The organism is Actinospica sp., assembly GCF_035552695.1.
Lineage (GTDB): Bacteria > Actinomycetota > Actinomycetes > Streptomycetales > Catenulisporaceae > Actinospica.
Genome location: NZ_DASZKT010000122.1, coordinates 22,562 through 45,980 on the forward strand (window position 1 = coordinate 22,562; position 23,419 = coordinate 45,980).

Here is a 23,419-nt window from a genome sequence, read left to right on the forward strand (position 1 = left end):
GGTCCTAGAAGGCCGCCTCGTCGAGGTCCATCAGCGACAGGTCGGTCGCCTCCACGATGCCGCGGGTCGCGCTCAGCTGCGGCAGCACGTTCGCGGCGAACCACTTGGCCGCCGCGATCTTGCCGCTGTAGAAGTTCACGTCCCGCTCCGGCGCGCCCGCGGCCAGCCGCTCCTGGGCGATCGCGGCCTGGCGCAGCAGCAGCCACGCGCAGATCAGGTCGCCCGCCGCGTACAGGAACGCGGTCGTGGACTGCGCGGCGACGTGGATCTGCCGCGGCTCCTCCATCGCCTTCGCCGCCTGGGTGAACAGTGTGTTCAGGATCGCTTCGACGTCGGCCACCGCCGCCGCCAGGTGCTCGCGCGCCGGGGCGAGGGTCTCGCCGCCGGGGGCCGCGGCCAGGAAGGCGTCGATCTCGCCCTTGACGTGGCTGAGCGCCTGCCCCTGGTCCCTGACGATCTTCCGGAAGAAGAAGTCCAGGCCCTGGATCGCCGTGGTGCCCTCGTAGAGGGTGTCGATCTTGGCGTCCCTGATGTACTGCTCGATCGGGTAGTCCTGCAGGAAGCCGGAGCCGCCGAGGGTCTGCAGCGAGCGGGCCAGCTGCTCGTAGGACTTCTCCGAGCCGTAGCCCTTCACGACCGGCAGCAGGAAGTCGTTGATCCGCTCGGCCTGCTCGTCGCGCTCGCCGCGGGCGTTCGCCGCCCAGATCTTGTTCTGGAACGAGGCGGCGTAGAAGACCAGCGCGCGCATGCCCTCCACGTAGGCCTTCTGCTGCATCAGCTCGCGGCGCACGTCGGCGTGGTGCGTGATGGTCACCCGCGGGGCGCCCTTGTTCGCCGACTCGGCCAGGTCGGCGCCCTGCACGCGGTTCTTGGCGTACTCGAGCGCGTTGAGGTAGCCGGTGGACAGGGTGGCGATGGCCTTGGTGCCGACCATCATCCGGGCCATCTCGATGACCTGGAACATCTGCGCGATGCCGTTGTGCACCTCGCCGACCAGCCAGCCCTTGGCCGGGTGCTTCTCGCCGAAGGTCAGCTCGCAGGTGTTGGAGACCTTCAGGCCCATCTTGTGCTCGACGTTGGTGACGTACGCGCCGTTGCGCGCGCCGAGCTCGCCGGTCTCCCAGTCGAACTCGTACTTCGGCACGATGAACAGCGACAGGCCCTTGGTGCCCGGGCCGGCGCCCTCGGGGCGGGCCAGGACGAGGTGGATGATGTTGTCGGACAGGTCGTGCTCGCCCGAGGTGATGAAGCGCTTGACGCCGGTGATGTGCCAGCTGCCGTCCTCCTGCTGGACCGCCTTGGTGCGGCCCGCGCCCACGTCGGAACCGGCGTCCGGCTCGGTGAGCACCATCGTGGCGCCCCAGCCGTTCTCCACCATCCGCTGCGCGACCTTGCGCTGCTCCGCGGTGCCGTTCTGGTAGACGATCCGGGCGAACGGGCCGGTGCAGCCGTACATCCAGACCGCCGGGTTGGCGCCGAGCACCAGCTCGCCGATGGCCCAGATCAGCGCCGGCGGAGCGGCGGTGCCGCCCATGTCGTCCGGCAGGCCGAGCCGCCAGACCTCGGTGTCCATGAACGCCTTGTAGGAGCGCTTGAAGGACTCGGGCAGCGGCGCGGTGCTGGTGGTCGGGTCGAAGACAGGGGGGTTGCGGTCCGACTCGACGAAGGAGTCGGCCAGTTCGTTCAGCGCCAGCTTCTCGAGCTGTGCCAGCACGTCGCGCGCGGTCTCCACGTCTACCTCGGGGTAGTCCGCGGAACCGAAGGTCTCCGAGCCGCCGAAGACGTCGAAGAGGTTGAACTCGATATCCCGCAGGTTCGCCTTGTAGTGGCCCATGAACTGGTCCTTTGCGCTGGGGGCCGTCTCTGCCCTGAAGTTGTACCCGGTGGTAACCAATCATGCTACCCACCGGTAACTTCGCGCAAGGTGCGCCCGCTCACGTAGGCTCTACGAACGTGTACGGGTATCCGGGAGACGAGAACGCCGGGACGCAGATCCTGCAGCCCTCGCTGGCCGACGCCATCCGCGCGTTCGCGACCGGCTCGATCGGGCCCGAGGACTTCCACGCCGTGTTCACCGTGTCGAAGATCTACTGTCCGCGCGGCGAGCGGCCCGGCTTTCTGGCGCTGCACGACACCCCGCAGCCGGTCATCCCGATGTTCTCCTCGGTGGTCGAGCTGCGCCGCTACTCCGGCGAGAAGTCCCGGCACTTCGTGGTCACCGGCGCCGAGGTGCTGGATCTGCTGCCCGGCGGCTACGGGATGATCCTGGACATCGAGGGCGAGCACCGGGTGGTCTTCGACGCGCAGGCGGTCGAGCAGATGATCGACTACACGATGAAGCGGATGTACGGCTGATCACTGCGTGACCGCGGGTGGCGCACTGTAGTTAACAGGGGCGCGTTAGCCGTAGCCAAAGGGGGCGCGCGCGGGCTACCTTACTGACACCGCGTCAAACATCAACGGAGTGACTATGTCTATGAGCTCCGCCACGCCGTCAGGCCTCCTCGGCGAACTGTTGAAGCACCAGCTCGGCCGCGCGCCGCTCGGCACCGCGCTGCAGTACGGCTCGCACAAGCTCACCTGGCGGAAGCTGGACTCGCGGGTCCGCCGCGCCGCCACCGGCCTGCGCGCGGCCATGGTCCGGCCCGGGGACCGCATCGGCGTCCTTTCGCCCAACCACCCGGCGTGCATCGAGGCGCTGTTCGCGGCCGCGCTCACCGGCACCACCGCGGTGCTGGTCAACTGGTGGCTGCCGGAGGAGGAGATCGCCGAGATCCTGCGGGTGCGCCAGGTGAAGGTGCTCTTCGTGGCCGTCGAGCTGAACGAGATGCTCGAGCGCATCCGTCCGCAGCTCGACGACCTCGACTCCGTCGTGATGATCGGCCGGCCGAAGGGCGAGCCGTACGCCACCGACGACTACGAGCTCTGGCTCGAACTGCACGAGACCGGCGAGGGCATGTACGAGGCCGCGCAGTTCCATCCGCACGTGGACGACCCGATCCTGCAGGTCGAGGAGGCGGACGGCGAGCACCTGGCGCTCAGCCACCGCACGCTGCAGTTGGCCGTGGCCGCCGAGCCGCCCGCGGTCGGGGAGAGCAAGGTGGTCTCCGAGCCGCTGTTCCGGATCGCCGGGATGGCCGCCGCGCTGCACGGACTGCGCGAGGGGCTGCGCACCATCCTGGAGCACTCGGAGCCGATCGAAGGGATCTGACGGCGCGGATCGGCGGATCGGCGCGGATCTGACGGCGTATCGTACGACGGCCGTCCGATCCGTGCGCGGGCAGATGGTCATTTGAGTGGATCAGTGGACGACACGCGCGCCTTCGTCCGGATTAGGCACACAAACCACCTATGTTCCGAGGGTGGAAACGCCGCGCCTACTCCGCCAGACCTCTGCCCCCGCCCGTGGCCTCGTGCTCGCCAGCGTGCTGCTGTGCGCCACGGCCGTGACCGCACCCGCCTCGGCCGCGACCGCGAGGCCGCCCGTGGTGAGCGTGCCGGGCTTCGACTCGTGTTCGGCGCCGTCCGCCGGGGCGATGCAAACCTGGTACCGGACCTCGCCGTACCGGGCCGTCGGTGTCTATATCGGCGGCGGGGACCGGGCCTGCCCGAGCGGGAACCTGACGCCGGGTTGGGTGAACGCGGTCTCCGCGCAGGGCTGGTCGCTGATCCCGATCTACGTCGGGCTGCAGGCGCCGTGCGCGACCGGGAAGAAACTGAAGAAGATGGCTCCGGCCCAGGCGGCGCAGCAGGGCGCGGCGGAGGCGGCCGACGCGGTGAACCAGGCCGGTGCGTACGGGATGCGTAGCGGCAGCCCGATCTACTTCGACCTCGAGGCCTTCAAGCAGGCCGACCAGGGCTGCGTGAACACCGTGACCGCCTATCTGAACGCGTGGACCCGCGGGCTGCACTCGCGAGGTTTCTATTCCGGCGTTTACGGCTCGGCCGCGTCCGGGATGGTGACGCTCACCGAGGCGGTCGAGACGCGGTCCTCGTTCGCCGCGCCGGACGCGATCTGGATCGCGCGCTGGGACCGGCAGGAACGCACGGCGGACGGCTCGGTGCCCGATCCGATGTGGAGCCGCCACCAGCGGATCAAGCAGTATCAGGGCGGGCACGTGGAGAAGCACGGCGGCGTCGCGATCGAGATCGACAGCGACTTTCTGGACGGACCGGTGGCGCGGCTGCGTTAGCCGAACTCGGCTGACGACCCGTCAGCCGCGTTCGGCCGTCCGTTACCAGCTTCCGTTCTGTCCCTGCGGCGGCCGACCTTGAGGGCGGCCGTACGGGTCCTCTTCGTACTGCTGCTCGGGACGCGGCGTGGGCCGCTGCGGGGGACGCCCGCCCTGGCCCTGCTGCGGGTAGCCGCCCCGGCCCTGTTGCGGCTGGGGACGCATCGGCTGTCCGCCGCCCGGCTGCTGCGCCGGACGCTGCTGCGGGTAGCCGCCGCTGCCGCCGGGACCGCCGCCCGGCACGCCCTGGCCGCGCGGCGGAATCGCCGGTCCGCGCTGCGCCGGGGGCATCCCGTAGCCGTCAGCGGGGACCTGCGGCAGCACCGTGGTCGCTCCGGCGGCCGGCACACCGCCCCCGCCGTAGGGCGAGCCGTACGGGTCATTCGAGGTCTGATAGCCGCCCGAGGCGTAGCCCGAGTCGTAGGCCCCGGCCGTGGCGTAGCCGCCGGTCGTGCCGAGCGGGGCGGCGGCAGGGTTCTGCGGAACGACCGCGCCGAAGCCGGCCACGGCGTTCTGCTGGCTGTTGGACAGCGGGTCGTCCAGGCTCATCCCGAGCGGGTCGTCCTCGATCGCCTTCCTGGCCAGCTCGCCCACGCACAGCGCGAGCTCGGTGGCCAGGTCGAGGGCGCGCGAGGTGTGCGTGTTCTCGCGCATCCACCAGCAGGCGATCTGCACGATCGAGCCGGCGGCGTGCGGGCACAGGATTATCGCGGAACGGATGAGGACCGGGCGCGGGTTGCCGGCGTTGACGCGGAACCATACGCCCTCGCGGAAGCCGAGAGCAGGCTGGCCCACCGAGTCCGGGAGTACCACCTGGTACTGCCGCTCGAGTTCGCGCATCGACTGGTCGTACGGCGGCAGACTCATACGGTTGCCGTCGCGCGGAGGATTCGTGGGTGCATCATGACGCCGCCTCAGACTTGCCGCTTGTCGGGGTGGATACCGGCGTGTAGGGGGAGTGCGCAAGGTATCTGGTCCGAAGGTACTCAACAAGTACGGTTTCCAACAGTCCCCCACTCGTGCTGTTGTCCCATCGCTACGTTCGCGACCCGGCTAACCGTGGCAATTGGGACAGATCTCGCTGTGCTCGACGATCCTTAAGAGAACCTTTATAAGGGGGCGATCTTGGCCAGCAGATCGCCGATACGGTTCGCCGGCTCGACGTCGGTGGCGCGCTCGGTCAGGTACAGGGTCTCCAGGCCGCCCGCGTCGGAGCCCTCCGCCGTGTAGACCACCAGCGGGGTGCGGGAGAGCAGGCCGCGGTCGCGCAGCCAGTCCACGACGCCGACCCGGCGCCGCCGGATCTGCATGAGGTCGAGCAGCACGAGATCGGGCGGGGAGGCCACCGCGGACTCCCGGCTCTCCGCGTCCGTGGTCGCGTGCGCCACCTGCATGCCCTGCCGCTCCAGGATGTCGGTCATCGCGTCGGCCAGGTCCGGACGGGCCTCCACGAGCAGCACCCGCGGCAGCCGCACGTCGCTCGGGCACAGCGCGGTGAGCAGCAGCGAGGGATCGGGGCCGAGGTCGTGTCCGTCCGGCGAGCGCCCGATGCCGGCGGTCACCAGCAGCGGCAGGCCCGCCTTCGTCGCGGCGGCGCGCACCTCGCGCAGCCCGCGGCGGGTGATCGGCGCCGAGATCGGGTCCACGAACACGGCGAAGGGATGCGGCGCGCCGGTGCCGTTCGCGGTGAGCGTCGGCAACTGGTCCGGCTGACCCAGCGAGACCGGGTCGTAGCCGCGCTCGCGCAGCAGCGCGCTGGTGTCGCGGTCCGGGTCCGGCCAGAGCAGCAGCTTCGGTGCCGCGGACTCCGGCTCGGATTCGGGCTCGGGCTGCGGTTCCGGCTTGGTCTCGGCGGCCGCGGGCAGCGCGTACGTCCGGCGTGCCGGGGGCAACTCAGGCTGCTGAGCCGGTTGCCGCGCCGGCTCGGCGGGCCGCGGGGCGGCCGCGGCGAACGGCGGCGGGACCGGCGTCGGCACGGTGACCTGCGGCAGCGAGGGCGAGGACTCGCCGAGATCGGCGTCGGACTGCGCGCCACGGCGTCGGCCGCGCGGCTGGCCGGAGTGGGTGGCCGCGACGTAGGACGGCGGCTGCATCTGCTCGGGCATGGGCATGCGCTGGGTGGCGTCCGGCTCCGGCTCGTCAGGCTCCTGCGATTCGGCGGCGGGCTGCCAGGGCGGCGCGTACCGCACGGGCTCCGGCGCCGCGGGCGGCGTCGGCTGGACGACCGGCTTGACCGGTTCCGGCGTGGTCGGTGCGGAGGTCTCGAGCGAACCCGAGCTCTGCTCCAGCTGGTCCTCGCGCAGCGGCACGATCCACTGCGTGTCGGACTGGGCCAGCTCCGCCGGCGCGGGTTCCGAGGTCAGGCTGCGGTCCGGCTTCGACCAGACGTCGCCGGTCGGCATCGGCCTGGTGGGCCGCAGGTCCGCGATCGAGCGGGTCAGCGAGGATCTGGACTGCGCCGGGATCCGGGCCTGCAAGTCCGTGTCCTGCGGCGGCGCGGCCCGGCGGCGGCGCGGCGGCTGGACCGGCTGCCGGCCGTTCGCCTCCGGCACCGCGGCCGCTTCGTTCGTCTCCGGCTGTTCCTGCTCCTGCTCGGCCTCGGCGTCGTTCGCCACCGCCGCGGGCGCCGCCTCGGCGATCGCCGCCCGAGCCGCCGAGCCCACCGCCGCGGGGCGCGCGCCCGTGCTCCCGATCGCGGTGCGGGAGGCTCCGCGCACGCGGGTCGGCAGCGCGGAACGCACCGGACCCTCCGCGGTCTTCGGCTGGTCCGGCTTGGCCGGGCGGTCCGGCCGGTTCGGCTGGGTGACCGGCACCTCGATCACGTGCGTGTTGCCCTTGCCCGCGATCCGGTGCGTGGTCACGGTGCCGCCGTGCCGGCTCGCGATGGCCTGCGCGATCGGCAGGTGCAGCGGGCCGCCGCCGGTGTGCGGGCCGCGGATCTCGATCCTGGCCAGCGCGCCGCGCCGGGCCGCGGTGACCACGATCTTGCCCCCGACCGGGGAGACCGCGACCATGTCGGCCAGCAGGTGGATCAGCAGTTTGACGAAGAGCTCGGCGTCGAGGTCCACCTCGACCTCGGCGCAGTGCGCGGCGATCTCGACCCCGGATGCCGCGGCGACGGGCGCCGCGGCATCGACCGCGGCCACCACGACGTCGCCGAGCTGCACGAGCTCGGGTTCATATTCCAGGCTGCCGAGCACCGACTGCTGGAAGTCGACGACGTCCGCGGCCAGCGTGGTCAGCTGCTCCACATCGGCGCCGACCTCCTCGAGCATCGGCAGCGTCGCGGAGCCGTAGCCGCTGGCCGCGTACTCGGACTCGGCGTACTCGAGGATCTCGCGCAGCCGCGCGGCCACGTCGACGAGCGAGCCGCGCAGGTCCTTGTCCAGCACGTTCGTCAGCTCGGCGGCCTGCCGCGCTGAGCTGCGCGTGGCGCTGTTGTCCACGAAGGTCATCACGGCGCCGATGATGTTCTCGCCCTCGTACACCGGAGCCGTGGTCAGGTCCACATAGACCGGGCCGCCGTCGCTGCGCCACAGCACGCAGTCCACTGCGCGGTGCTTGGCGCCGGTGCGCACGCTGTCGAGCAGCGGGCACTCCGACTCCGGCAGCGGCGTGCCGTCCGCGCGGGAGTGGGTGAGCAGTTCGTGCACGTTCTGTCCGCCGAGATCGGCCGCCCGATAGCGCAGTATCTTCGCGCCCGCCGGGTTGACCAGCACGATCCGGCCCTCGTGATCGACCCCGATGATGCCCTCGGAGGCGGCGCGCAGGATCAGCTCGATCTGCCGCTGCTGCCGGCGCAGTTCCGCCTCGACGTCCAGCACCCCGGTCAGGTCCCGGACCACGAGCAGGGTCAGCTCGGACTCGTCCTCCTCGGTCAGCTCGGCCGTGGTGACCTCGGCCGGGAAGACGCTGCCGTCCGTGCGCCGCGCGGCCATCCGCTCCGGGGGACGGCGCACCGCGGCGCCGACGAGATCGCGCGGATCGAGCGGAGCGGAGCCCGCGGGCAGCGCGGCCGGACCGGCGCCGGGCGTGGCCACGGTGCGTCCGAATCCCGGCAGCAGTTCCGCGATCGCCTTGCCCAGCAGGCGTTCCGCGCTCTCGCCCTCGAACAGGGTCAGCGCGGCGGTGTTGGCGTTGACCACGGCGCCTGAGGCGTCGACCAGCAGCAGCGCGTCGGGCAGCGCGTCGAGTATCGCGGCGAGCCGAGCGGCGCCCCGGACCGGGGTTCGGTTTGTCGGGCCCACCGGGACGTCCCTCCATCGCGCTCGTGCGTTCCGCCGTGGGTCCGACTATCCCATATGTCGGCCGCTGGCGGGAGAATCTCTCCACAGCGCGACGAGTCGCCACGGCCCGGGAGTAGCGTTCGCGCGGCAGGCTACCCCGGTTCCGTTACCGTGTGAACCCCTATCCACGATCTTTGAGCAGGACGGCACGCCACTGTCCGTATCCGAGTGGATATTAGTCACTTGATAAGAGACCTGGGATTCCCTTGCCGCGCAACGGAAAACGCCCGCGCGCGGCGGGCGTTTCCAGGAAGCGGAGGCTGAGGGATTTGAACCCTCGATGGGCTTGAGACCCAAACCGCATTAGCAGTGCGGCGCCATAGACCGGACTAGGCGAAGCCTCCAACTGTCCGGGACAGCATACCCAACCGGTCGCCGGGCACCAAAATCTTTCCTCGCCCGGTCCGCGGGGCTCAGTCCTTCGGCAGCTCGTGATCGGCCAGATCCGCCGCGGCGAGCTCGGCGTACGGGGTCCAGCGCAGGTCGGAGGCCTCGTGCCCGAGCCGCACGGTCGCGCCGGGCAGCATCCGGAAGGCGTAGCGGAAGTCGAAGTGGTGGTGCATCGGCTCGGACCGCGCGTCGTTCGCCGGGATGCCGTGCACGCCGATGTGCACCGGCAGCGCTTCGTCCCCGCCGATCCGCTCCACGTCCTCGGCGCCGACCCCGCACTCCTCGGCCAGCTCGCGCAGCGCGGCGCCGGCCAGCGACTTGTCCTCCGGCTCGCAGTGTCCGCCCGGGGTGAGCCAGCGGCCCAGCACGCCGTGCTTGATCTGCAGCACCCGGTCCTGCTCGTCGACCAGCACTATCCCGGCCGTGACGTGCGCCGGGTAGCGCCGCCGGGAGGTGAAGTCGAAGCCCTTGGCCAGCGTCTCGAGGATCGCCGCCAGCGCGGCGCCTTCCGAGGGGTACCGGTCGATGTAGCCGCGCACCGTGGTCTCGATGTGCTCCAACGCGATCGTCATCGTCGCCTCGTCTCTGCTCGAGGAAGCGGGCATGCCCATGCCGCCACAGCTTACGGTCTGACGCGGCGTCAAGGCCGTTTTCGCGAACAATCCGCCGCGGCGCCGCGTCAGATCCGGCCCAGCGGTCGGCGTCTGACCCGCTCGGTTCAGCCTCAGCTCAGCCTCGCCTCGTACCGGAGATCGTCCAGCAGTTCGGCCCCGCGCCGGTCCGCGTCCGGCAGTCCGCGCGCGGCGAACCACGAGGTCACGTTGGCGATGTCGCGGCTGAGGTACTCGCCGCTGTGCGGGTTCGCGGCCAGGTCCACGATCTGCGGCAGGTCGATCAGCACCAGCCGGCCGTGGTGCACCAGGATGTTGTAGGCGGAAAGGTCGCCGTGCGTGAACCCGGCCCTGGCCACGTAGCCGAGGCCGGCGCGCAACTGGCCCCACAGGTCCGCGAGCTCGTCGAGATCGGGACGCAGCGCGGCGAGCCGTGGCGCGGCCGCTCCGTCCGGGTCCCCGATGAACTCGATCAGCAGTTCGGTGCCGACCCGCTGCACCGGATAGGGCACCGGCGCGCCCGCGGCCCACAGCGTGCCCAGCGCGGCGAACTCCGCGACGGCCCACTGCTCGGCGATCACCTTGAGCCCGAAGCGGGTCCGGTTGGACACGGCGCGGTCCAGCCGCGACTCCCGGGTGCGCCGTCCGTCGAGGTAGCCGGCGTCGCGGTGGAAGTTGCGGTGGTCGTTGCCGCGATAGATCTTCTCGGCCAGCAGGCAGCTGGCCAGCGCGGACGCGCTCGGAGCGGCGTTGACGTCCTGGTCCTGGTCCGTGTCCGCGTCCTCGCCGAAACCGTAGGAGTCCTCGCTCGGCACCCAGCGTTCTACCAGGTGCACGTCCGCCTCCTTGCCGGTCTTCACCACGCCGAGCCGGCTGTCCACGGCCCCGTCCGAGATGACCAGCCAGTCCGGCCGCGGCTCCGGCCCGAGCTCGCCGTCACCCCAGGTGGACCAGCGATCCGCGCCCGGCGGCAGCGTCGGCTCGTGGAGCTTGTCCTCGCGCCCGGCGGCCAGCCGGTCCCGCTCGCGGTCGGTCAGCCGCCCGCGCCGCAGCAGCTTCCGCTCGGCCTTCTGCTCCTGCTCGCTCAGCAGGCTGCGCCCGCGGACCCGCTCGGTGTCGAGGTACGAATCCGCGAGGTATTTGTCGTACTTGTTATAGGGGTCGTCGGCGTCCGGCTCAGCCGCGGCGCCGCCGACGTCCGCGGGGTGGGAACTGTCGTGCGATGGCACTGGAGTAATCCTTCCAAGATCCAATGGAGGTGTGAAGCGGCTCGGTGACCGCGGCCATGTCGGCCATGGGGCACCTCCTTGGATCCGGGACTGCGCCTGCGACAGTCGTTCGCCTCGTAGTGTCCCGAGCCCGGTCGCCCCCCGGCAACCGGTTTTCCCCGCCCCGCCCCCGCCCCGTCCGCCCGCCGACTATTCGGTTTGCGGACCTCCCCCCGGAACCATGTACACTCGACCAGTCGGCAACCGCGGGCCAAGGCCCGAGGCGAGTCGAACTGCGCCCGTAGCTCAACGGATAGAGCATTTGACTACGGATCAAAAGGTTGTAGGTTCGAATCCTATCGGGCGCACAGCACAGAGCAGCACCCCAGGTCAGATGGGCCCTCGGCCCGTCTGACCTTTTTGCTGTGCGCGGGGGCCGCACGGTTCTACGAAAGGGCGCTATTTTGGACTAAACAGCACCAAAGGATCAAGTGCGAGGTTCCGCGATGGCCGACACCGATACCAACATGCCCGCGCCCGCCGACGAGCCGCGGGTCGAGCCGCCGAAGCGTTCCGCGGTCGGGATTCCGGGGGTCGCGCAGAGTGTGCGGTACGCGTACGAGGAGATGGGCCCGGTCCGCGGGCTGCGCGCGCTGAGCAGGCTGAACCAGGCCGACGGGTTCGACTGCCCGAGCTGCGCGTGGCCCGATCCCGCGCCCGGCGACCGGAAGACCGCCGAGTTCTGCGAGAACGGCGCCAAGGCGGTGTCCTGGGAGGCCACCCGTAAGCGCGTCGACGCGGAGTTCTTCGCCGAGCATTCGATCGAGCAGTTGCGCGCGATGGACGACCACCAACTGGAGTGGCACGGCCGGCTCAGCGCGCCGATGTACCTGGCGCCGGATGCGACGCACTATGCGCCGATCGACTGGGACGACGCGCTGCGGCTGCTCGCCGACCGGCTGACGGCGCTGCCGGATCCGAACCGCGCCCTGTTCTATACGAGCGGACGCGCCAGCAACGAGGCCGCCTTCGTCTACCAGCTCCTGGCCCGGCGGCTGGGCACCAACAACATGCCGGACTGCTCGAACATGTGCCACGAGTCGTCCGGCGCCGCGCTGAGCCAGACCATCGGCATCGGCAAGGGCACCGTCACGCTGGAGGACATCGAGCACTCCGCCGAACTGATCCTCATCGCCGGCCAGAATCCCGGCACCAACCACCCGCGCATGCTGACCGCGCTCGAGCGTGCCAAGCGACGCGGCGCGCGGATCATCGCGATCAACCCGCTGCCGGAGGCCGGATTCACCCGCTTCCACAACCCGCAGACGCCGCGCGGCCTGCTGGCGGGCACGCAGATCGCCGACCGGCTGCTGCCGATCCGGCTCAACGGCGACCTCGCCCTGTTCAGCGGCATCAACAAGGTTCTGCTTGAGCACGAGGAGACACTGCCCGGGAGCGTGTTCGACCACGAATTCCTCGAGCGCTACTGCGACGGCCTCGACGCGGCGAAGGCGCACTGGGAGTCGCTGGGCTGGCCGCGGATCGAGGAACTCAGTGGCCTGACACGCGAGCAGATCGAGCGGACCGCCGACGACGTGATCTCGGCGCGCAGTGTGATCGTCTGCTGGGCCATGGGGCTGACTCAGCACCCGAACTCCGTGCCGACGATCCGAGAGATCGTCAATTTCCTGCTGCTGCGCGGGAACATCGGCCGCCCGGGCGCCGGACCGGCGCCGATCCGCGGGCACAGCAACGTCCAGGGCGACCGCACCATGGGCATCTGGGAGAAGATGCCGGACACGTTCCTCGACGCCCTGCGCGACGAGTTCGGGTTCGAACCTCCGCGCGAGCACGGCACGGACACGGTCGATTCCATCCGCGCCATGCGGGACGGGAAGGTCGACGTGTTCGTCGCGCTCGGCGGCAACTTCGCGGTCGCGACGCCGGACACCGCAGTGACCGAGGCGGCGATGCGCAACTGCGCGCTGACCGCGCACATCGCCACCAAACTGAACCGCTCGCACCTGCAGCACGGCCGCGAAGCGCTGCTGCTGCCCTGCCTCGGCCGCAGCGAGCGCGACGTGCAGGCGAGTGGCGAACAGCTCGTCAGCGTCGAGGACTCGATGAGCATGGTGCACGCCTCGCGCGGCCGCCTGCTCCCGCCCGCGCCGACGGTGCGCAGCGAGGTCGCGATCGTCACCGGGCTCGCCGAGGCGATGTTCGGCGACGAGCTCGGCTGGCGCGCGATGCGCGACGACTATTCCGTGATCCGCGGGCACATCGAGCGCGTCGTGCCCGGATTCCACGCGTACGACGATCGGGTGCGCCAGCCCGGCGGATTCCTGCTGCCCCGGCCGCCGCACGACTCCCGCGAATTCCCCACCGCCACCGGAAAGGCCCGGCTGACGGTCAACGAGATGACCGCGACCGACGTTCCGGACGGCTGTCTGCTGATGCAGTCCCTGCGCTCGCACGACCAGTTCAACACCACCGTCTACGGGTACGACGATCGCTACCGCGGCATCCACGGCGGACGCCGGGTCGTGTTCGTCAACCCCGCCGACCTGGAGTCTCGTGGCATGCGGGACGGTGACAAGGTCGATCTGGTGAGCGTGTGGAAGGACGGTGAGCGCCGCGCGAGCGGGTTCCGCGCTGTCGCCTACCCGACGGCCAAGGGCTGCGTCGCGACGTACTTCCCCGAGGCCAACGTGCTGGTCCCGCTCGACTTCGTCGCCGAGACCAGCAACACACCCGCGTCCAAGTCGGTGCCGGTGCGCCTGGAGAAGAGTTAGCGGTACCGCCAGCAGACCGTGTAGGCGAGCGCCGGGTAGTCGGAGTTCTGCCACCAGGTGGCTCCGTCGTTCCCGCAGAAGCCGGGGTCGTCGTACTTATTGGTGCGCCCAGTGACGTACACGTTCGAGTTGCTGCAGGAGCCCGTGTTGGTGAAGTGCGGCTGGGAGTTGCTGCCGGTCTTGGACAGGCACTCGTTCTGCGTCGCGTAGCCGGCGTCGTCGGGATAGTTCATCGACATGCACAGCAGCACGTCCAGGCCGGAATCGCCACCGACCGTGAAATCCTTCCACTGGACGTAGTGCGGCCACGAGCTGCACTTGCTCGAGTCGGTGGTGCCTCGGTAGACGGCCAGTACCTTGAAGTTCCCGGTCTCGCAGGACTCCGTGTCCCACTCCGAGCTCGACCCGGACTGCCCGTAGACGCAGTCGCCCTGCGCCGCGTGGAAGGCGTCGCCGCCGGAGTTCTGGTAGCTGAGGCAGAGGACGAGATCGTCGGCCGGTGACGACACGGCCTCATCGTTGTCGGCGACGTTGTCGCAGCTGCTCAGGCTGGTGGTGTCATTGAAGATCCGCACCACTTCGAACGCGCCGGTCGTGCACGACGTCGAGACCAGGTTCGGCGTCGTACTCGTGCCGTAGTCGTAGAAGCACGAGCCGACCACGGCCTGCGCTACGGCGTCCTCGGCCTGTGTCGTGGGGGCGGCGGCGGTTGTCGAGTAGTCCGGCGTGTAGCCGTCATCCGTGGTGGTGCTGGTGTCGTACGGCCGGTCGGTCGAGGTGTCGTTGGTCGTGTCGGTTGCGGTGTCGGTTGCGGTCGCGGTGGCCGCGGTGGACGACGGCGTCGAGTTCGGATGCTGGTTCACCGCGAGCACGATGACCAGGATCAGGATCACGACGCCGACGATCGTGCCGACCACGCCGCTGCGATTGATCGCTGCCCCCGGAGCGCTCGGCGCGCCGATCACGGGCAGAGACGGGTGCACCGGCGGGCGACGCTGTCCGGCCTGCTGGCCCTGACCTGCCTGCGGAGGCTGCCATCCGTGACTGCCGCCAGCCGTGACCCGCAGTTTCGATGTCTTGGCGACCTTTGTGCTGACCTTCGTCGTGGTCTGCGTCGCCTGCTGTGTCGTGATTTTCGTCGCCGCCTGCGTCACCGTCCGCGTGGTGACCGTCGAGGCGCTCGCGACCGCCGCGCCGAGCTGCTCGGCCCACTGCACCGGCGTGGGACGCCGGGTCGGATCCGGGTCGAGACCCGCGCGGGCCAGGTCGCCGAGTTCGGGGCTGAACGTCGCCAGCGCGGACGCGTCGGTGGTCGTCTGGTTCCGCGCGAACAAGCGGATGGCGAGTAGGGCGAACTTGTAGGCGTCCCCGACGGCAGTTGCCCGCTCCTCCGCGGCGGGCAACTGCCAGTCGGGCGTCTCGGCCTGCGGCAGCACACTGGCGCCGGCGAGCCGCATCGCGTCGCAGTCGATCAGGAAGCACTCGGGCTGCGGGACGGTGGCGAACAGCAGGTTCTTCGGCGACAGGTCGCCGACCGCGATCCCCATGCGGTGCAGGCGAATCAGCGTCCCCGCGAGGTCGCGCAGCAGCTCGACCCGGTCGCGCTCACTGACCTGGAGGCCGACGCCGCCGACGTACGCGTCGTCGTTCAGCAGGTACTCGAAGTTCGCCAGACGGCGTTCGTCGGCGGACGTCAGCGCGCGGAAGTCGAAGTGGAACCGGTCGGGGACAGCGCGCATCAGGAATCCGCGGACGGAACCGCCCTCCTCGACGACGGCCGAGGGCCACGCGGTCTGGTTCGCGAGCCACCGCGCGTCGCCGGCATAGGGCCCCGCCGCGGCCTGCAGATCGACCATCGCCGCCAGGGCCGCGGGGTCGAGCTCGGGCAGCACCTCGGACCGGTACTCCTTGTACACCGACTCCCAGCCGTCGATGTCGCGCCCGGGCCCGAGGGCGATCGTCACACCGTCGCGTCTGCCCGCGACGCGGTGCACGGTGCCCTGCCCGCCGCGGCCGAGCCGGTCGCCGAGGACCAGGTCCGCGCGCCGGACGGTTCTGGCACCGCGCATGGCGCTCGCGTCGCTCGGGTCCATGGCCCCACCTTCGAATGCGGACTCTCCTGCTCCGGACTTCGAGCGGATCGTCGCACCCGCGCGCGGGGACCGGTCCCCGCGCGCGGGTGACTCCCGGGGCGCGGCTCAGTCATTCACATCACATTCCTCGTGACGCACCCGCACCGTAGTTGCTGAGCCAGCCTAATTAGTCTAAGACTGGGCGCATGAGCGATGCCTTCCTTTCCCAGACCATCACCATCGGCACCGGGGACGGCGAGATCGAGGCCTACGCGGCGCTCGTTCAGGACGCCGCGCCGCGTGGCGGTGTCGTCGTGATCCATCACATGCCGGGCTACGACGAGCCGTCCAAGGAGATCACCCGCCGCTTCGCCGCGATGGGCTACAACGCCGTCATGCCGAACCTCTACTGGCGGGACGCGCCGGGCGCGGCGCCGGACGACGCCGCGGCCACCGGCCGGGCGAACGGCGGCGTGCCGGACGAGCGGCTCACGATCGACGTCCAGGGCGGCGCGGACTACCTGCGCTCGTTGCCGAACTCCAACGGCAAGGTCGGCACCATCGGCTACTGCTCCGGCGGGCGGCAGAGCGTGCTGGCCGCCATCACCGTGGACGTCGACGCCGCGGTGGACTGCTACGGCGCCTACGTCACCGGCACCGTGCCCGAGGGCTGGCCGCTGAAGATCAACGCCCTCAACGAGCGCGTCACCGAGGCCCGCTGCCCGATCCTCGGCCTGTTCGGCAAGGATGACAAGTACCCGACGCAGGAGCAGGTCGCCGAGTTCGAGAAGCTGCTCACCGACGCCGGCAAGGAGTTCGAGTTCCACTCCTACGAGGACGCGGGCCACGCGTTCTTCGCGGTGGACCGCCCGAGCTTCCGGCCCGAGGCGGCCAAGGACGGCTGGGCGCGCATCTCCGCGTTCTACGGCAAGCACCTCGGGGCCTGATCGCCATGTGCACGTACATCACGGAGATGGTGGAGACGGAAGGCAGCGGCAAGGGCGCCGACGGCTGGTTCACGCTGACCGAGACCTCGGTCTACTTCGACCACCCGGTGCACGCCCCGGCCGAGCACACCCTCAACATCGACTTCCGCAACCCGGGACGGGGCGCCGGCGCGCGCGTCGCGGTGGAGCTGACCGCGGAAACCGCGCGGGAGCTGGCCACGGCGATCCTGCGCACGCTGGACCAGGTGCCGCCGGGCCTCGTCTGAGGGCTCAGCGGCACGAGCGGCAACTCAGTCAGAGGTATGACAAAGGCAGGCGGGGTGGATCTCTCCTCCGCCTGCCTTTGTCATGTCTGTGAACGAGAACTCAGCCGTCCATCTCGCCGCTGAGGCTTATGTTCCGCGGCATCGGACCGTCCGGACCCCGTTCGGCGACCTGCCCGTCCAGCCGTATCTTCTTCGGGTCCGGTGCTTTCGCCGACCAGAGCAGGTGCGAGACCTGGAGATAGGTGTTGTCCGGCTTGCTCACGTACTTCAACCGGCCGAGGTTGATGGACGCGCCGGGCGCCTGCAGGTTGAAGGTGCCGTAACCGAGCGCGTGTCCCAGCGCGGTGCGCTGGTAGATCATGTCCGACAGCTTCTCCAGCGGCAGCGACTTCACCTCGCGGTTGACGATGCCCTCCACGACGATCAGCCGCTTGTTGGTGAGCACCATGTAGTGGCTGAGGTAGAGCAGCACCTGCAGAAAGACCCACAGCGCGTACAGCAGCAGCGCGAACCAGAACACCGAGCCCACGCCGCGCGTCTTGCCGATGTAGCCGAACAGCGCGATGAAGCCGGCGGTGAGCAGGAAGGAGAACAGCCGGGCGACCGCGGAACCCGTATAGAACCCGGACAGCGTCTTGAAGTCCCATATCGTGGACAGCGCCCAGGCCGCCCACACCACCCAGACCACCACCAGCACCTCGCGGCTGCGCCCCGAGGTGGAGCGGACCGCGAGGTCGGCATAGCTCGTCGCGACCAGGCCGAGCACGAACACGGACACCGGCTCGAGCAGCGTGGCCGGGTGGAAACGGGCGTGGAACACCAGCTTCTCGCTCGGGTCCAGGTACTTCTTGATCCACCCGGGCGCCTCGGTAGCAGGCGTCTGGGAGAAGTCCGTCATGGACATCGGGCCTCAGGCGGTCGAGTGGAACGAGAACACCGAGAACAGGGTGTGGACCGTGTTCGAGATGAAGTCGAACGCGTTCCCCACCAGCCGCGTCGAGGAACTCGGGTCATGGACTATATAGAAGACTAGGAAGATCACGATGCCCCACTGGATGGCGGGCTTTGCCTTCGGCATGGGCCTCTCCTCGTCCCCTCCGACTCTGCTGATGTTCGCCACCAGCGTAGCCTGATTATCGTTCGCACACCGGAAGATCGGCCCACCCCGTGCTCGGCGGTTCGGGCTGTTCCTCCCTCTACGCCCTACCCGACGGGACCGCCCTCGGAAACCGGAATCCGCGTCACAATACTGACGTGCCAGGCCATAGGGACCCACGTGGCCGCGGAATCGGCCGCCGTCATCGAGTTCTGCGAAGTACGGCCCCCGGGAGCCTTCGGGAGCACGGTGATCGTTCCGCGCGCCCTTTCAGAACCCTGACGCGCCTCTCGCGCGCTACCCCGCCACGCCGTAGAGGCGGTCTCCGGCGTCGCCGAGGCCAGGCACGATATAGCCGTGCTCGTTGAGCCGCTCGTCGATCGCGGCGGTGACGACCGTGACCGGCACACTGGAGTCGCCCAGCGTCTTCTCCATCGCCGCGATGCCCTCCGGCGCGGCCAGCAGGCAGATCGCGGTCACGTCCTCGGCGCCGCGGGAGGCGAGCAGGTTCACCGCGGCGATCAGCGTGCCGCCGGTGGCCAGCATCGGGTCGAGCACATAGCACTGGCGGCCGGAGAGGTCGTCCGGCATGCGGGTGGCGTAGGTGGACGGGGTGAGCGTGCCCTCGTCGCGGACCATGCCGAGGAAGCCGACCTCGGCGGTCGGCAGCAGCCGCACCATGCCGTCCAGCATGCCGAGGCCGGCCCGCAGGATCGGCACGACGAGCGGCTTGGGCGCGGCCAGCCGCACGCCTGTGGTGGGCGCCACAGGTGTAACGATCTCGAACGGGGATACCCGGACGTCCCGCGTGGCCTCATAGGCGAGCAGCGTCACCAGCTCGTCGGCCAGCCGGCGGAAAGTCGGTGAGTCGGTCTGCTGGTCGCGCAGTGCGGTGAGCTTGTGGGCGATCAGCGGATGGTCGGCGACGTGGATACGCATGCCGAAGAGTGTATGCGGCCCCGGCGGCGAAGGCTTTTTCGGGTTGCCGTCCCGGTCAGCAGGGGTAGGGTCTTGAGGAAGGAATCGGGGTGACCATGAGCGAGCGACGTGGCACAGGTCCGGCCGAGCAGGCGGCGAGGCAGCGGGCGGCGGCCCGCGGCAATCCCCCGTCGAATTCCGGCGCGAACCCGGCCAAGAATCCGCCGAGGCCCGCCGCGAACCCCCCCACCGGCTCCGACACGCCGCAGCAGTCCGAGGATCGCGGGCTGCGCCGCGCCGTCTTCCTCGCCGAACTCGCCGAGGCCAAGGAGCTGCGCAAGCGCGTCGCGCCGCGCAAGGCCCGCAACGCGGAGCTGCACGCCCGGCTGCTCCGTACCTTCCGGTACTGACCCGGCCGACTGATCTGCGCCCGCGCTGGTAACAGTCCGCGCGCCCGAACCAGTGCCGCTTGGCGCCTCTTTCTGCGACGATGCAGTGAGCAGACGACGTGGCCGCGCCGTGACGTCACGTGATGAGGCGTGGCGTGGCGGCCGCCGGCGTCGGGAGGCCGGAAGGACGGGCATGGCACAGGCCGGGCAGCAGGCGCCGTTCGACGAGGAGTTCGTCGACTTCGCGGTGGCCGTGTACCAGGAGGACGGGCGCTGGGCGGCCGCCCCGCTGCCCCCGCACGTCGCCGAGGACCTCGACCTGTTCGTCGCCGCCGTCCGGCAGCAGGAGTCCGAGGGCCCGACCCTGGGCCTGCTCGGCCTCGGCGACGAGTACTTCATCGCCCTGCGCCTGGTCGGCCGGCAGGAGCTGCTGTTCATCTCGGAGCGGTCCGCGGCCGAGGAGGACCCGGTGGCCGCGCAGGTGCTCGAGCGGCTCGGGCTGACGAAGGATCATAGTCAGGGTCCGGCGGGCGACGACGCGATCTTCGCCGACCTCGGGCTCGAACCGCTGGAACTCCAGTTGGCCTGCGAGCAGCTGTTGGATGAACGAGCACTGAGACTGACCGATCTGGTGGCACACTTGGCTGGACGCATCGGGTTCGCACGCCAGTTCACCGATTGCGCAAACCCGGGATTCGGCCCGGCAGACGGATACTGAACTACAACGAGCAGCACGAACAGTACGTGAGTACGTGTCGGAGAGAGGGGAGAGTGGGCAGACCGTGGCCTATTTCGCAGCTCTGCTTGCGCGCTACACGGACGAGTGGCAGGCGCGCGACGTCGACCTTGACGAGGTCGACGACGGCATCGGCCTCGTCGAGTTCATTCGGGAGGCCTGCGAGGACGAGGAGCCGGACACGGCCGTCGTCCTGCTGGAGCGGGAGGACGCCTGGTTCGCGGTCGTCCGGCTCGACCTCGACGAGGACCCGCGGGTCTTCGCCTCCGACCTCGCGGGCGTGAGCCGCTCCGGCTACGCGGACCTGCTGACCGCCGGCAGCCTGCTGCCGGTCGGCCCGGACGGTTCGCCGGTGGTGGAGCCGGCCCTCGCCGCGATTCCGGAGGAGGTGGCGGCCGTCGAGGCGGACGCGGACCTCGACGAGGAGGCCGAGGTGGAACTCGAGGACGAGGAGTACACCGGCCCCAGCACGCCGAGCGGCCCCGCGGGCGACGCGGCGCTGCTGGCGGACTTCGGCCGGACCGCGAAGGCGCTGATCTCGCTGTGCGACGGACGGCTGACCCCGGCCGACGCGCTGTCCGAGATCGCCGGCTGGCTCGGCGCGGCCGAGGAGCTCGAGGCGGTCCGCTGAGCGCGCTGCCGTCCTGGCTGGCCGAGCGGTACGCCGGGTGGATGAGGGTGGCCCTCGGTGAGGCCGCCCTCGCCCCCGCGGGCGGCGACGTGCCGATCGGCGCCGTGGTCGTGGACGAGGCCGGGCGGGTGCTCGGCCGCGGCCGCAACGTGCGCGAGGCCGAGAACGACCCGGTCGGCCATGCCGAGGTGCTCGCCCTGCGTGCGGCGGGCCGGGCGCTCGGCAGCTGGCGGCTGTCCGGATGCAGCCTCGTCGTCACGCTCGAGCCCTGCGCCATGTGCGCCGGCGCCGCCGTGCTCGCCCGCGTCGACCGGATCGTCTACGCCGCCGCCGATCCCAAGGCCGGCGCCGTCGGCTCGCTCTGGGATCTCCCGCGCGACCAACGCCTGAACCACCGCCCCGAAGTGGTCTCCGGAATCCTCGCCGCAGAGGCCGGCGCCCTGCTTGATAAGTTTTTCGCCTCACGGCGACCCATCGGGTAATGTTCTCCCCGGTGACGTGTCCGAGCGGCCTAAGGAGAACGCCTCGAAAGCGTTTGTGGTGCAAGCCACCGAGGGTTCAAATCCCTCCGTCACCGCTCCAAGAGCCGGTAGTCAGCCCGTCTGACTACCGGCTCCGTGCTGTTTGCCGCATCCTGGAAGCATGCCGGATCAGGACATCAAGCAGGCGACATATCGGGCCCTCGTGGAACGCGTCTTGAACGGCGAGGGCAGCGCGTCCGCGGAGCAGCGGGTCCGCGCCTTCGGCGATGTCGGCCTGGCCGCGCCGCTGGACGCGCTGGTCGGCAAGGTCGTCGCACGGCCGACGCGGGTGACCGAGGCGGACTTCGCCGCGGCGAAGGCTGCGGGCTTCAGCGAGGACCAGCTTTTCGAGCTGGTGGTATGCGCCGCGGTCGGCCAGTCCACGCGGCTGTACGAGGCGGGACTGGCGACCCTGGCAGAAGTAACGGCCGAAGGGAAGGTCGGCTGATGCGGCTCGACGTCCTCAACCGCGGGTACAGCCCGTCGACCAAGCTGCTGTTCACGGTCATCCGGCTGTTCTCTCGGCAACCGGTGCCGGACGCCGCCAAGTTGGTCTTCTACCGGCCCGACTTCTACGGCTCCCGGGCGAAGGAGTTCACGCACGAGGCGATGCGCGGGCCGTCCGCCTGGTCGGTCGCCGACCGGGAGCTGATGGCGGCCTACGTGTCGAAGGTGAACGAGAGCGCGTTCTGCATCGGCGCGCACACCGCGACAGCGAGCCAGGCCTATCAGGACACGCCGCGGGTCGTGGCCGTGCTCGACGACCTGGACTCGGCCCCCGTCGAGGAGCCGCTCCGGGCGACGCTGCGGATGCTCGGCAAGCTGATCGCCGCCGGCACCGTGAGCTCCGCGGACATGCGCGAGGTGCTGGCCGCGGGCGTCACGCCCCGGCAGGTCGAGGACGCGCTGGCGGTCTGCACCGCGTTCAACACGACCAACCGGCTCGCCGACGCCTTCGGCTTCGAGGTGCTCAGCCCCGAGGGATTCGCCTCAGGGGCGAAATACCTCCTGAAGCGGGGTTACCGCTAGCGCTGAGTTTTCGTCGCCTGCCGCCTGCCGCCTGCCGCCTGCCGCCCGTCGTCCGTCAGCCTCGGTCGTCAGTGCGCGCAGTGGGCGGCGTCATCGGCGGCGGCGGACGCGCTGGCCTCTGCCACGGCGGCGGCCTGAAGCGCGGAGGTCACCTGCTGGGTGCTGGCCAGCGACGTGAAGCCGGTGCCGAGCACGAGGTCGACGCTCGGGTCGTTGCGGCTGTCGGTCTGGATCTGCGCGCCCGGAACCTCGGCCGCCACCTGGCGCTCCTCGGCGGCCTGCGACTTCCCGCCGCGCACCTGGGCCGCGATGGCCAGGTTCGCCTTCAGCGGGTCGTTGGTGACCTGGCCGATGACGAAGCCGCGTTGCTTGAGTTCCGTCGCGGTGTGCGCGGCGAGGCCGTGCCGCTGGGTGGAGTTGTAGACGTTCAGCGTGAACTTCGCCGCTCCGGTCGCCGAACCCGCGGCGGCAGGCGCGGCCGCGACCGCCGGGAGTTGGGCGTCGGCCCCGAGCGCGTGCGCGGAACCCGCCTTGCACGAGGCGTCCGCCGTGTTCTGCTCCGGCGCGGTGACCAGGTTCACCAGGCCGTACGCGCCGACCCCGAGGATCAGCAGCCCGCCGAGGACGAGGGCCAGGGTTTTGCGACGCCTCTTGGTCCGGTTGCGGAAGGGTACGTAGGCGTCGTCGACCCCGACCCGGAACTTCTTGCCGCCGATCTCGCCGGGCGAGCGTACGGCGTGTTCGGATGCCGGCCCCTCGGCGTGCTCCGGGTCCGGGTTCTGGCGGTCTTCGGGCTGGGGATTCGAGTCCATGCACCGAAAGTACCCGGACGGTCGCTCAGAGTATTCACAGATCGAGGTCAAGTACGCGCGCATGGAGTACTGTGCGCTGCTGCAGAGCGGCACGCACGGCTCGATGCAGCCCGTCCTCGAGGAAGAATTCGCCGTGCCACTTCACCACGTGCGCGAACAGATCGCCGTAGAAGGTGGAGTCGTCGGCCAGCAGCGCGTCGAGATCGAGCTGCCGCTTCGTGGTGACGAGCTGGTCGAGCCGGATCTGACGCGGCGACACCTCGGCCCAGGCGCGGTGCGTGCGCCCATGGTCGGGGTACGGCCGTCCCTCGCCGACTCTCTTGAAGATCACTGTCTAATCCTGCCGACCTGCTCGCTCGTGCGGGTGTCCAAGTTATGCGGCTGCCAGAATCCCGCGCGCCGCCGCTCGTGCGCAACCGGAATGGCCGACTATCCCACCAACGGGTACCGCGCGGGGGCGCCGAGGCGCTACCGTGCCAGCGG

At 70.3% G+C, this 23,419-nt stretch carries 23 protein-coding genes and 3 tRNA genes; 14 read left to right on the plus strand and 12 right to left on the minus strand.

Annotated features, from left to right (window positions below):
* Positions 1–4 precede the first annotated feature (4 nt).
* The gene (locus VG296_RS15440) at positions 5–1,834 is read right to left on the minus strand and encodes an acyl-CoA dehydrogenase (protein WP_325566413.1); all 1,830 of its coding nucleotides are present in this window, start codon (positions 1,832–1,834) and stop codon (positions 5–7) included.
* 62 nt (positions 1,835–1,896) lie between these two features.
* Here VG296_RS15440 and VG296_RS15445 point away from each other — a divergent pair, with 62 nt between their 5' ends.
* The 3 genes from VG296_RS15445 to VG296_RS15455 all read left to right on the plus strand — a co-directional run bounded on the left by VG296_RS15445 (position 1,897) and on the right by VG296_RS15455 (position 4,193).
* Entirely contained in the window at positions 1,897–2,355 is a 459-nt protein-coding gene (locus VG296_RS15445) for an SseB family protein (protein WP_414641096.1), read from the plus strand.
* A 115-nt stretch (positions 2,356–2,470) separates the two neighbouring features.
* A complete protein-coding gene (locus tag VG296_RS15450) occupies positions 2,471–3,211 on the plus strand; it encodes a class I adenylate-forming enzyme family protein (RefSeq protein WP_325566415.1) in 741 nt (246 codons plus the stop codon).
* A gap of 151 nt (positions 3,212–3,362) precedes the next feature.
* On the plus strand, positions 3,363–4,193 hold the full coding sequence (locus tag VG296_RS15455; RefSeq protein WP_325566416.1) for a DUF1906 domain-containing protein: 831 nt from the start codon (positions 3,363–3,365) through the stop codon (positions 4,191–4,193).
* A 42-nt stretch (positions 4,194–4,235) separates the two neighbouring features.
* Here VG296_RS15455 and VG296_RS15460 read toward each other — a convergent pair whose 3' ends face one another.
* From VG296_RS15460 to VG296_RS15480, 5 genes are all read right to left on the minus strand, one after another.
* Positions 4,236–5,099, minus strand: coding sequence for a hypothetical protein (locus VG296_RS15460; protein WP_325566417.1), 864 nt, complete (start codon positions 5,097–5,099; stop codon positions 4,236–4,238).
* 242 nt (positions 5,100–5,341) lie between these two features.
* On the minus strand, positions 5,342–8,479 hold the full coding sequence (locus VG296_RS15465; RefSeq protein WP_325566418.1) for a PAS domain-containing protein: 3,138 nt from the start codon (positions 8,477–8,479) through the stop codon (positions 5,342–5,344).
* A 293-nt stretch (positions 8,480–8,772) separates the two neighbouring features.
* A tRNA-Ser gene (locus VG296_RS15470) sits at positions 8,773–8,862 on the minus strand.
* A 69-nt stretch (positions 8,863–8,931) separates the two neighbouring features.
* The gene (locus VG296_RS15475) at positions 8,932–9,519 is read right to left on the minus strand and encodes an NUDIX hydrolase (RefSeq protein ID WP_325566419.1); all 588 of its coding nucleotides are present in this window, start codon (positions 9,517–9,519) and stop codon (positions 8,932–8,934) included.
* A 113-nt stretch (positions 9,520–9,632) separates the two neighbouring features.
* Entirely contained in the window at positions 9,633–10,610 is a 978-nt protein-coding gene (locus VG296_RS15480) for an RIO1 family regulatory kinase/ATPase (protein WP_414641098.1), read from the minus strand.
* 412 nt (positions 10,611–11,022) lie between these two features.
* Between VG296_RS15480 and VG296_RS15485 the strand changes: the two genes are divergently transcribed.
* Positions 11,023–11,095 (plus strand) — tRNA-Arg (locus VG296_RS15485).
* 138 nt (positions 11,096–11,233) lie between these two features.
* Entirely contained in the window at positions 11,234–13,519 is a 2,286-nt protein-coding gene (locus VG296_RS15490) for an FdhF/YdeP family oxidoreductase (protein WP_325566421.1), read from the plus strand.
* Here VG296_RS15490 and VG296_RS15495 read toward each other — a convergent pair.
* Entirely contained in the window at positions 13,516–15,612 is a 2,097-nt protein-coding gene (locus tag VG296_RS15495; RefSeq protein WP_325566422.1) for an LppU/SCO3897 family protein, read from the minus strand. The two genes, VG296_RS15490 and VG296_RS15495, sit on opposite strands and share 4 nt — an antisense overlap.
* A gap of 185 nt (positions 15,613–15,797) precedes the next feature.
* Here VG296_RS15495 and VG296_RS15500 point away from each other — a divergent pair, with 185 nt between their 5' ends.
* Entirely contained in the window at positions 15,798–16,538 is a 741-nt protein-coding gene (locus tag VG296_RS15500; RefSeq protein WP_325566423.1) for a dienelactone hydrolase family protein, read from the plus strand.
* Positions 16,539–16,543: 5 nt separating this feature from the next.
* The gene (locus VG296_RS15505; protein ID WP_325566424.1) at positions 16,544–16,804 is read left to right on the plus strand and encodes a DUF6295 family protein; all 261 of its coding nucleotides are present in this window, start codon (positions 16,544–16,546) and stop codon (positions 16,802–16,804) included.
* Between the two features lie 100 nt (positions 16,805–16,904).
* On the opposite strand, the gene VG296_RS15510 is transcribed toward VG296_RS15505, so the two are convergent.
* From VG296_RS15510 to upp, 3 genes are all read right to left on the minus strand, one after another.
* Positions 16,905–17,702 (minus strand): PH domain-containing protein, encoded by a 798-nt coding sequence (locus tag VG296_RS15510; protein ID WP_325566425.1) that lies wholly within the window; start codon positions 17,700–17,702, stop codon positions 16,905–16,907.
* A gap of 12 nt (positions 17,703–17,714) precedes the next feature.
* Positions 17,715–17,924 carry a hypothetical protein gene (locus tag VG296_RS15515; protein WP_325566426.1) on the minus strand — a complete coding sequence of 70 codons (210 nt, stop codon included), beginning with the start codon at positions 17,922–17,924 and terminating at the stop codon, positions 17,715–17,717.
* A 273-nt stretch (positions 17,925–18,197) separates the two neighbouring features.
* A complete protein-coding gene (gene upp / locus VG296_RS15520; RefSeq protein WP_325566427.1) occupies positions 18,198–18,839 on the minus strand; it encodes a uracil phosphoribosyltransferase in 642 nt (213 codons plus the stop codon).
* 95 nt (positions 18,840–18,934) lie between these two features.
* Here upp and VG296_RS15525 point away from each other — a divergent pair, with 95 nt between their 5' ends.
* The 7 genes from VG296_RS15525 to VG296_RS15555 all read left to right on the plus strand — a co-directional run bounded on the left by VG296_RS15525 (position 18,935) and on the right by VG296_RS15555 (position 22,124).
* On the plus strand, positions 18,935–19,228 hold the full coding sequence (locus VG296_RS15525) for a hypothetical protein (RefSeq protein ID WP_325566428.1): 294 nt from the start codon (positions 18,935–18,937) through the stop codon (positions 19,226–19,228).
* 172 nt (positions 19,229–19,400) lie between these two features.
* Positions 19,401–19,925, plus strand: a complete 525-nt coding sequence (locus tag VG296_RS15530; protein ID WP_325566429.1) for a tRNA adenosine deaminase-associated protein — start codon at positions 19,401–19,403, stop codon at positions 19,923–19,925.
* Between the two features lie 64 nt (positions 19,926–19,989).
* Positions 19,990–20,574, plus strand: a complete 585-nt coding sequence (locus tag VG296_RS15535) for a hypothetical protein (protein WP_325566430.1) — start codon at positions 19,990–19,992, stop codon at positions 20,572–20,574.
* 41 nt (positions 20,575–20,615) lie between these two features.
* Complete coding sequence (locus tag VG296_RS15540; RefSeq protein ID WP_325566431.1) at positions 20,616–21,056, plus strand: nucleoside deaminase; 441 nt, start codon at positions 20,616–20,618, stop codon at positions 21,054–21,056.
* 10 nt (positions 21,057–21,066) lie between these two features.
* Positions 21,067–21,151 (plus strand) — tRNA-Ser (locus VG296_RS15545).
* Between the two features lie 65 nt (positions 21,152–21,216).
* Positions 21,217–21,543: a hypothetical protein gene (locus tag VG296_RS15550; RefSeq protein ID WP_325566432.1), complete on the plus strand. Its 327-nt coding sequence runs from the start codon at positions 21,217–21,219 to the stop codon at positions 21,541–21,543.
* Positions 21,543–22,124 (plus strand): hypothetical protein, encoded by a 582-nt coding sequence (locus tag VG296_RS15555; protein ID WP_325566433.1) that lies wholly within the window; start codon positions 21,543–21,545, stop codon positions 22,122–22,124. The genes VG296_RS15550 and VG296_RS15555 overlap by 1 nt, the downstream gene beginning before the upstream one ends.
* A 68-nt stretch (positions 22,125–22,192) precedes the next feature.
* On the opposite strand, the gene VG296_RS15560 is transcribed toward VG296_RS15555, so the two are convergent.
* Both VG296_RS15560 and VG296_RS15565 read right to left on the minus strand, forming a co-directional pair.
* Positions 22,193–22,936: a LytR C-terminal domain-containing protein gene (locus VG296_RS15560; protein WP_325566434.1), complete on the minus strand. Its 744-nt coding sequence runs from the start codon at positions 22,934–22,936 to the stop codon at positions 22,193–22,195.
* Between the two features lie 34 nt (positions 22,937–22,970).
* A complete protein-coding gene (locus tag VG296_RS15565; RefSeq protein WP_325566435.1) occupies positions 22,971–23,267 on the minus strand; it encodes a type II toxin-antitoxin system VapB family antitoxin in 297 nt (98 codons plus the stop codon).
* Positions 23,268–23,419: the final 152 nt, after the last annotated feature.

Bases quoted from the DNA above. Each gene is read 5' to 3' on its own strand.
- VG296_RS15560 (WP_325566434.1), bottom strand. From the start codon at position 22,936: ATGGACTCGAATCCCCAGCCCGAAGACCGCCAGAACCCGGACCCGGAG.
- VG296_RS15505 (WP_325566424.1), top strand. From the start codon at position 16,544: ATGTGCACGTACATCACGGAGATGGTGGAGACGGAAGGCAGCGGCAAG.
- VG296_RS15445 (WP_414641096.1), top strand. From the start codon at position 1,897: ATGCTACCCACCGGTAACTTCGCGCAAGGTGCGCCCGCTCACGTAGGC.
- VG296_RS15490 (WP_325566421.1), top strand. From the start codon at position 11,234: ATGGCCGACACCGATACCAACATGCCCGCGCCCGCCGACGAGCCGCGG.
- VG296_RS15450 (WP_325566415.1), top strand. From the start codon at position 2,471: ATGTCTATGAGCTCCGCCACGCCGTCAGGCCTCCTCGGCGAACTGTTG.
- VG296_RS15555 (WP_325566433.1), top strand. From the start codon at position 21,543: ATGCGGCTCGACGTCCTCAACCGCGGGTACAGCCCGTCGACCAAGCTG.
- VG296_RS15550 (WP_325566432.1), top strand. From the start codon at position 21,217: ATGCCGGATCAGGACATCAAGCAGGCGACATATCGGGCCCTCGTGGAA.
- VG296_RS15530 (WP_325566429.1), top strand. From the start codon at position 19,401: ATGGCACAGGCCGGGCAGCAGGCGCCGTTCGACGAGGAGTTCGTCGAC.
- VG296_RS15440 (WP_325566413.1), bottom strand. From the start codon at position 1,834: ATGGGCCACTACAAGGCGAACCTGCGGGATATCGAGTTCAACCTCTTC.
- VG296_RS15510 (WP_325566425.1), bottom strand. From the start codon at position 17,702: ATGACGGACTTCTCCCAGACGCCTGCTACCGAGGCGCCCGGGTGGATC.
- VG296_RS15495 (WP_325566422.1), bottom strand. From the start codon at position 15,612: ATGGACCCGAGCGACGCGAGCGCCATGCGCGGTGCCAGAACCGTCCGG.
- VG296_RS15460 (WP_325566417.1), bottom strand. From the start codon at position 5,099: ATGAGTCTGCCGCCGTACGACCAGTCGATGCGCGAACTCGAGCGGCAG.
- VG296_RS15475 (WP_325566419.1), bottom strand. From the start codon at position 9,519: ATGGGCATGCCCGCTTCCTCGAGCAGAGACGAGGCGACGATGACGATC.
- VG296_RS15540 (WP_325566431.1), top strand. From the start codon at position 20,616: ATGAGGGTGGCCCTCGGTGAGGCCGCCCTCGCCCCCGCGGGCGGCGAC.
- VG296_RS15525 (WP_325566428.1), top strand. From the start codon at position 18,935: ATGAGCGAGCGACGTGGCACAGGTCCGGCCGAGCAGGCGGCGAGGCAG.
- upp (WP_325566427.1), bottom strand. From the start codon at position 18,839: ATGCGTATCCACGTCGCCGACCATCCGCTGATCGCCCACAAGCTCACC.
- VG296_RS15500 (WP_325566423.1), top strand. From the start codon at position 15,798: ATGAGCGATGCCTTCCTTTCCCAGACCATCACCATCGGCACCGGGGAC.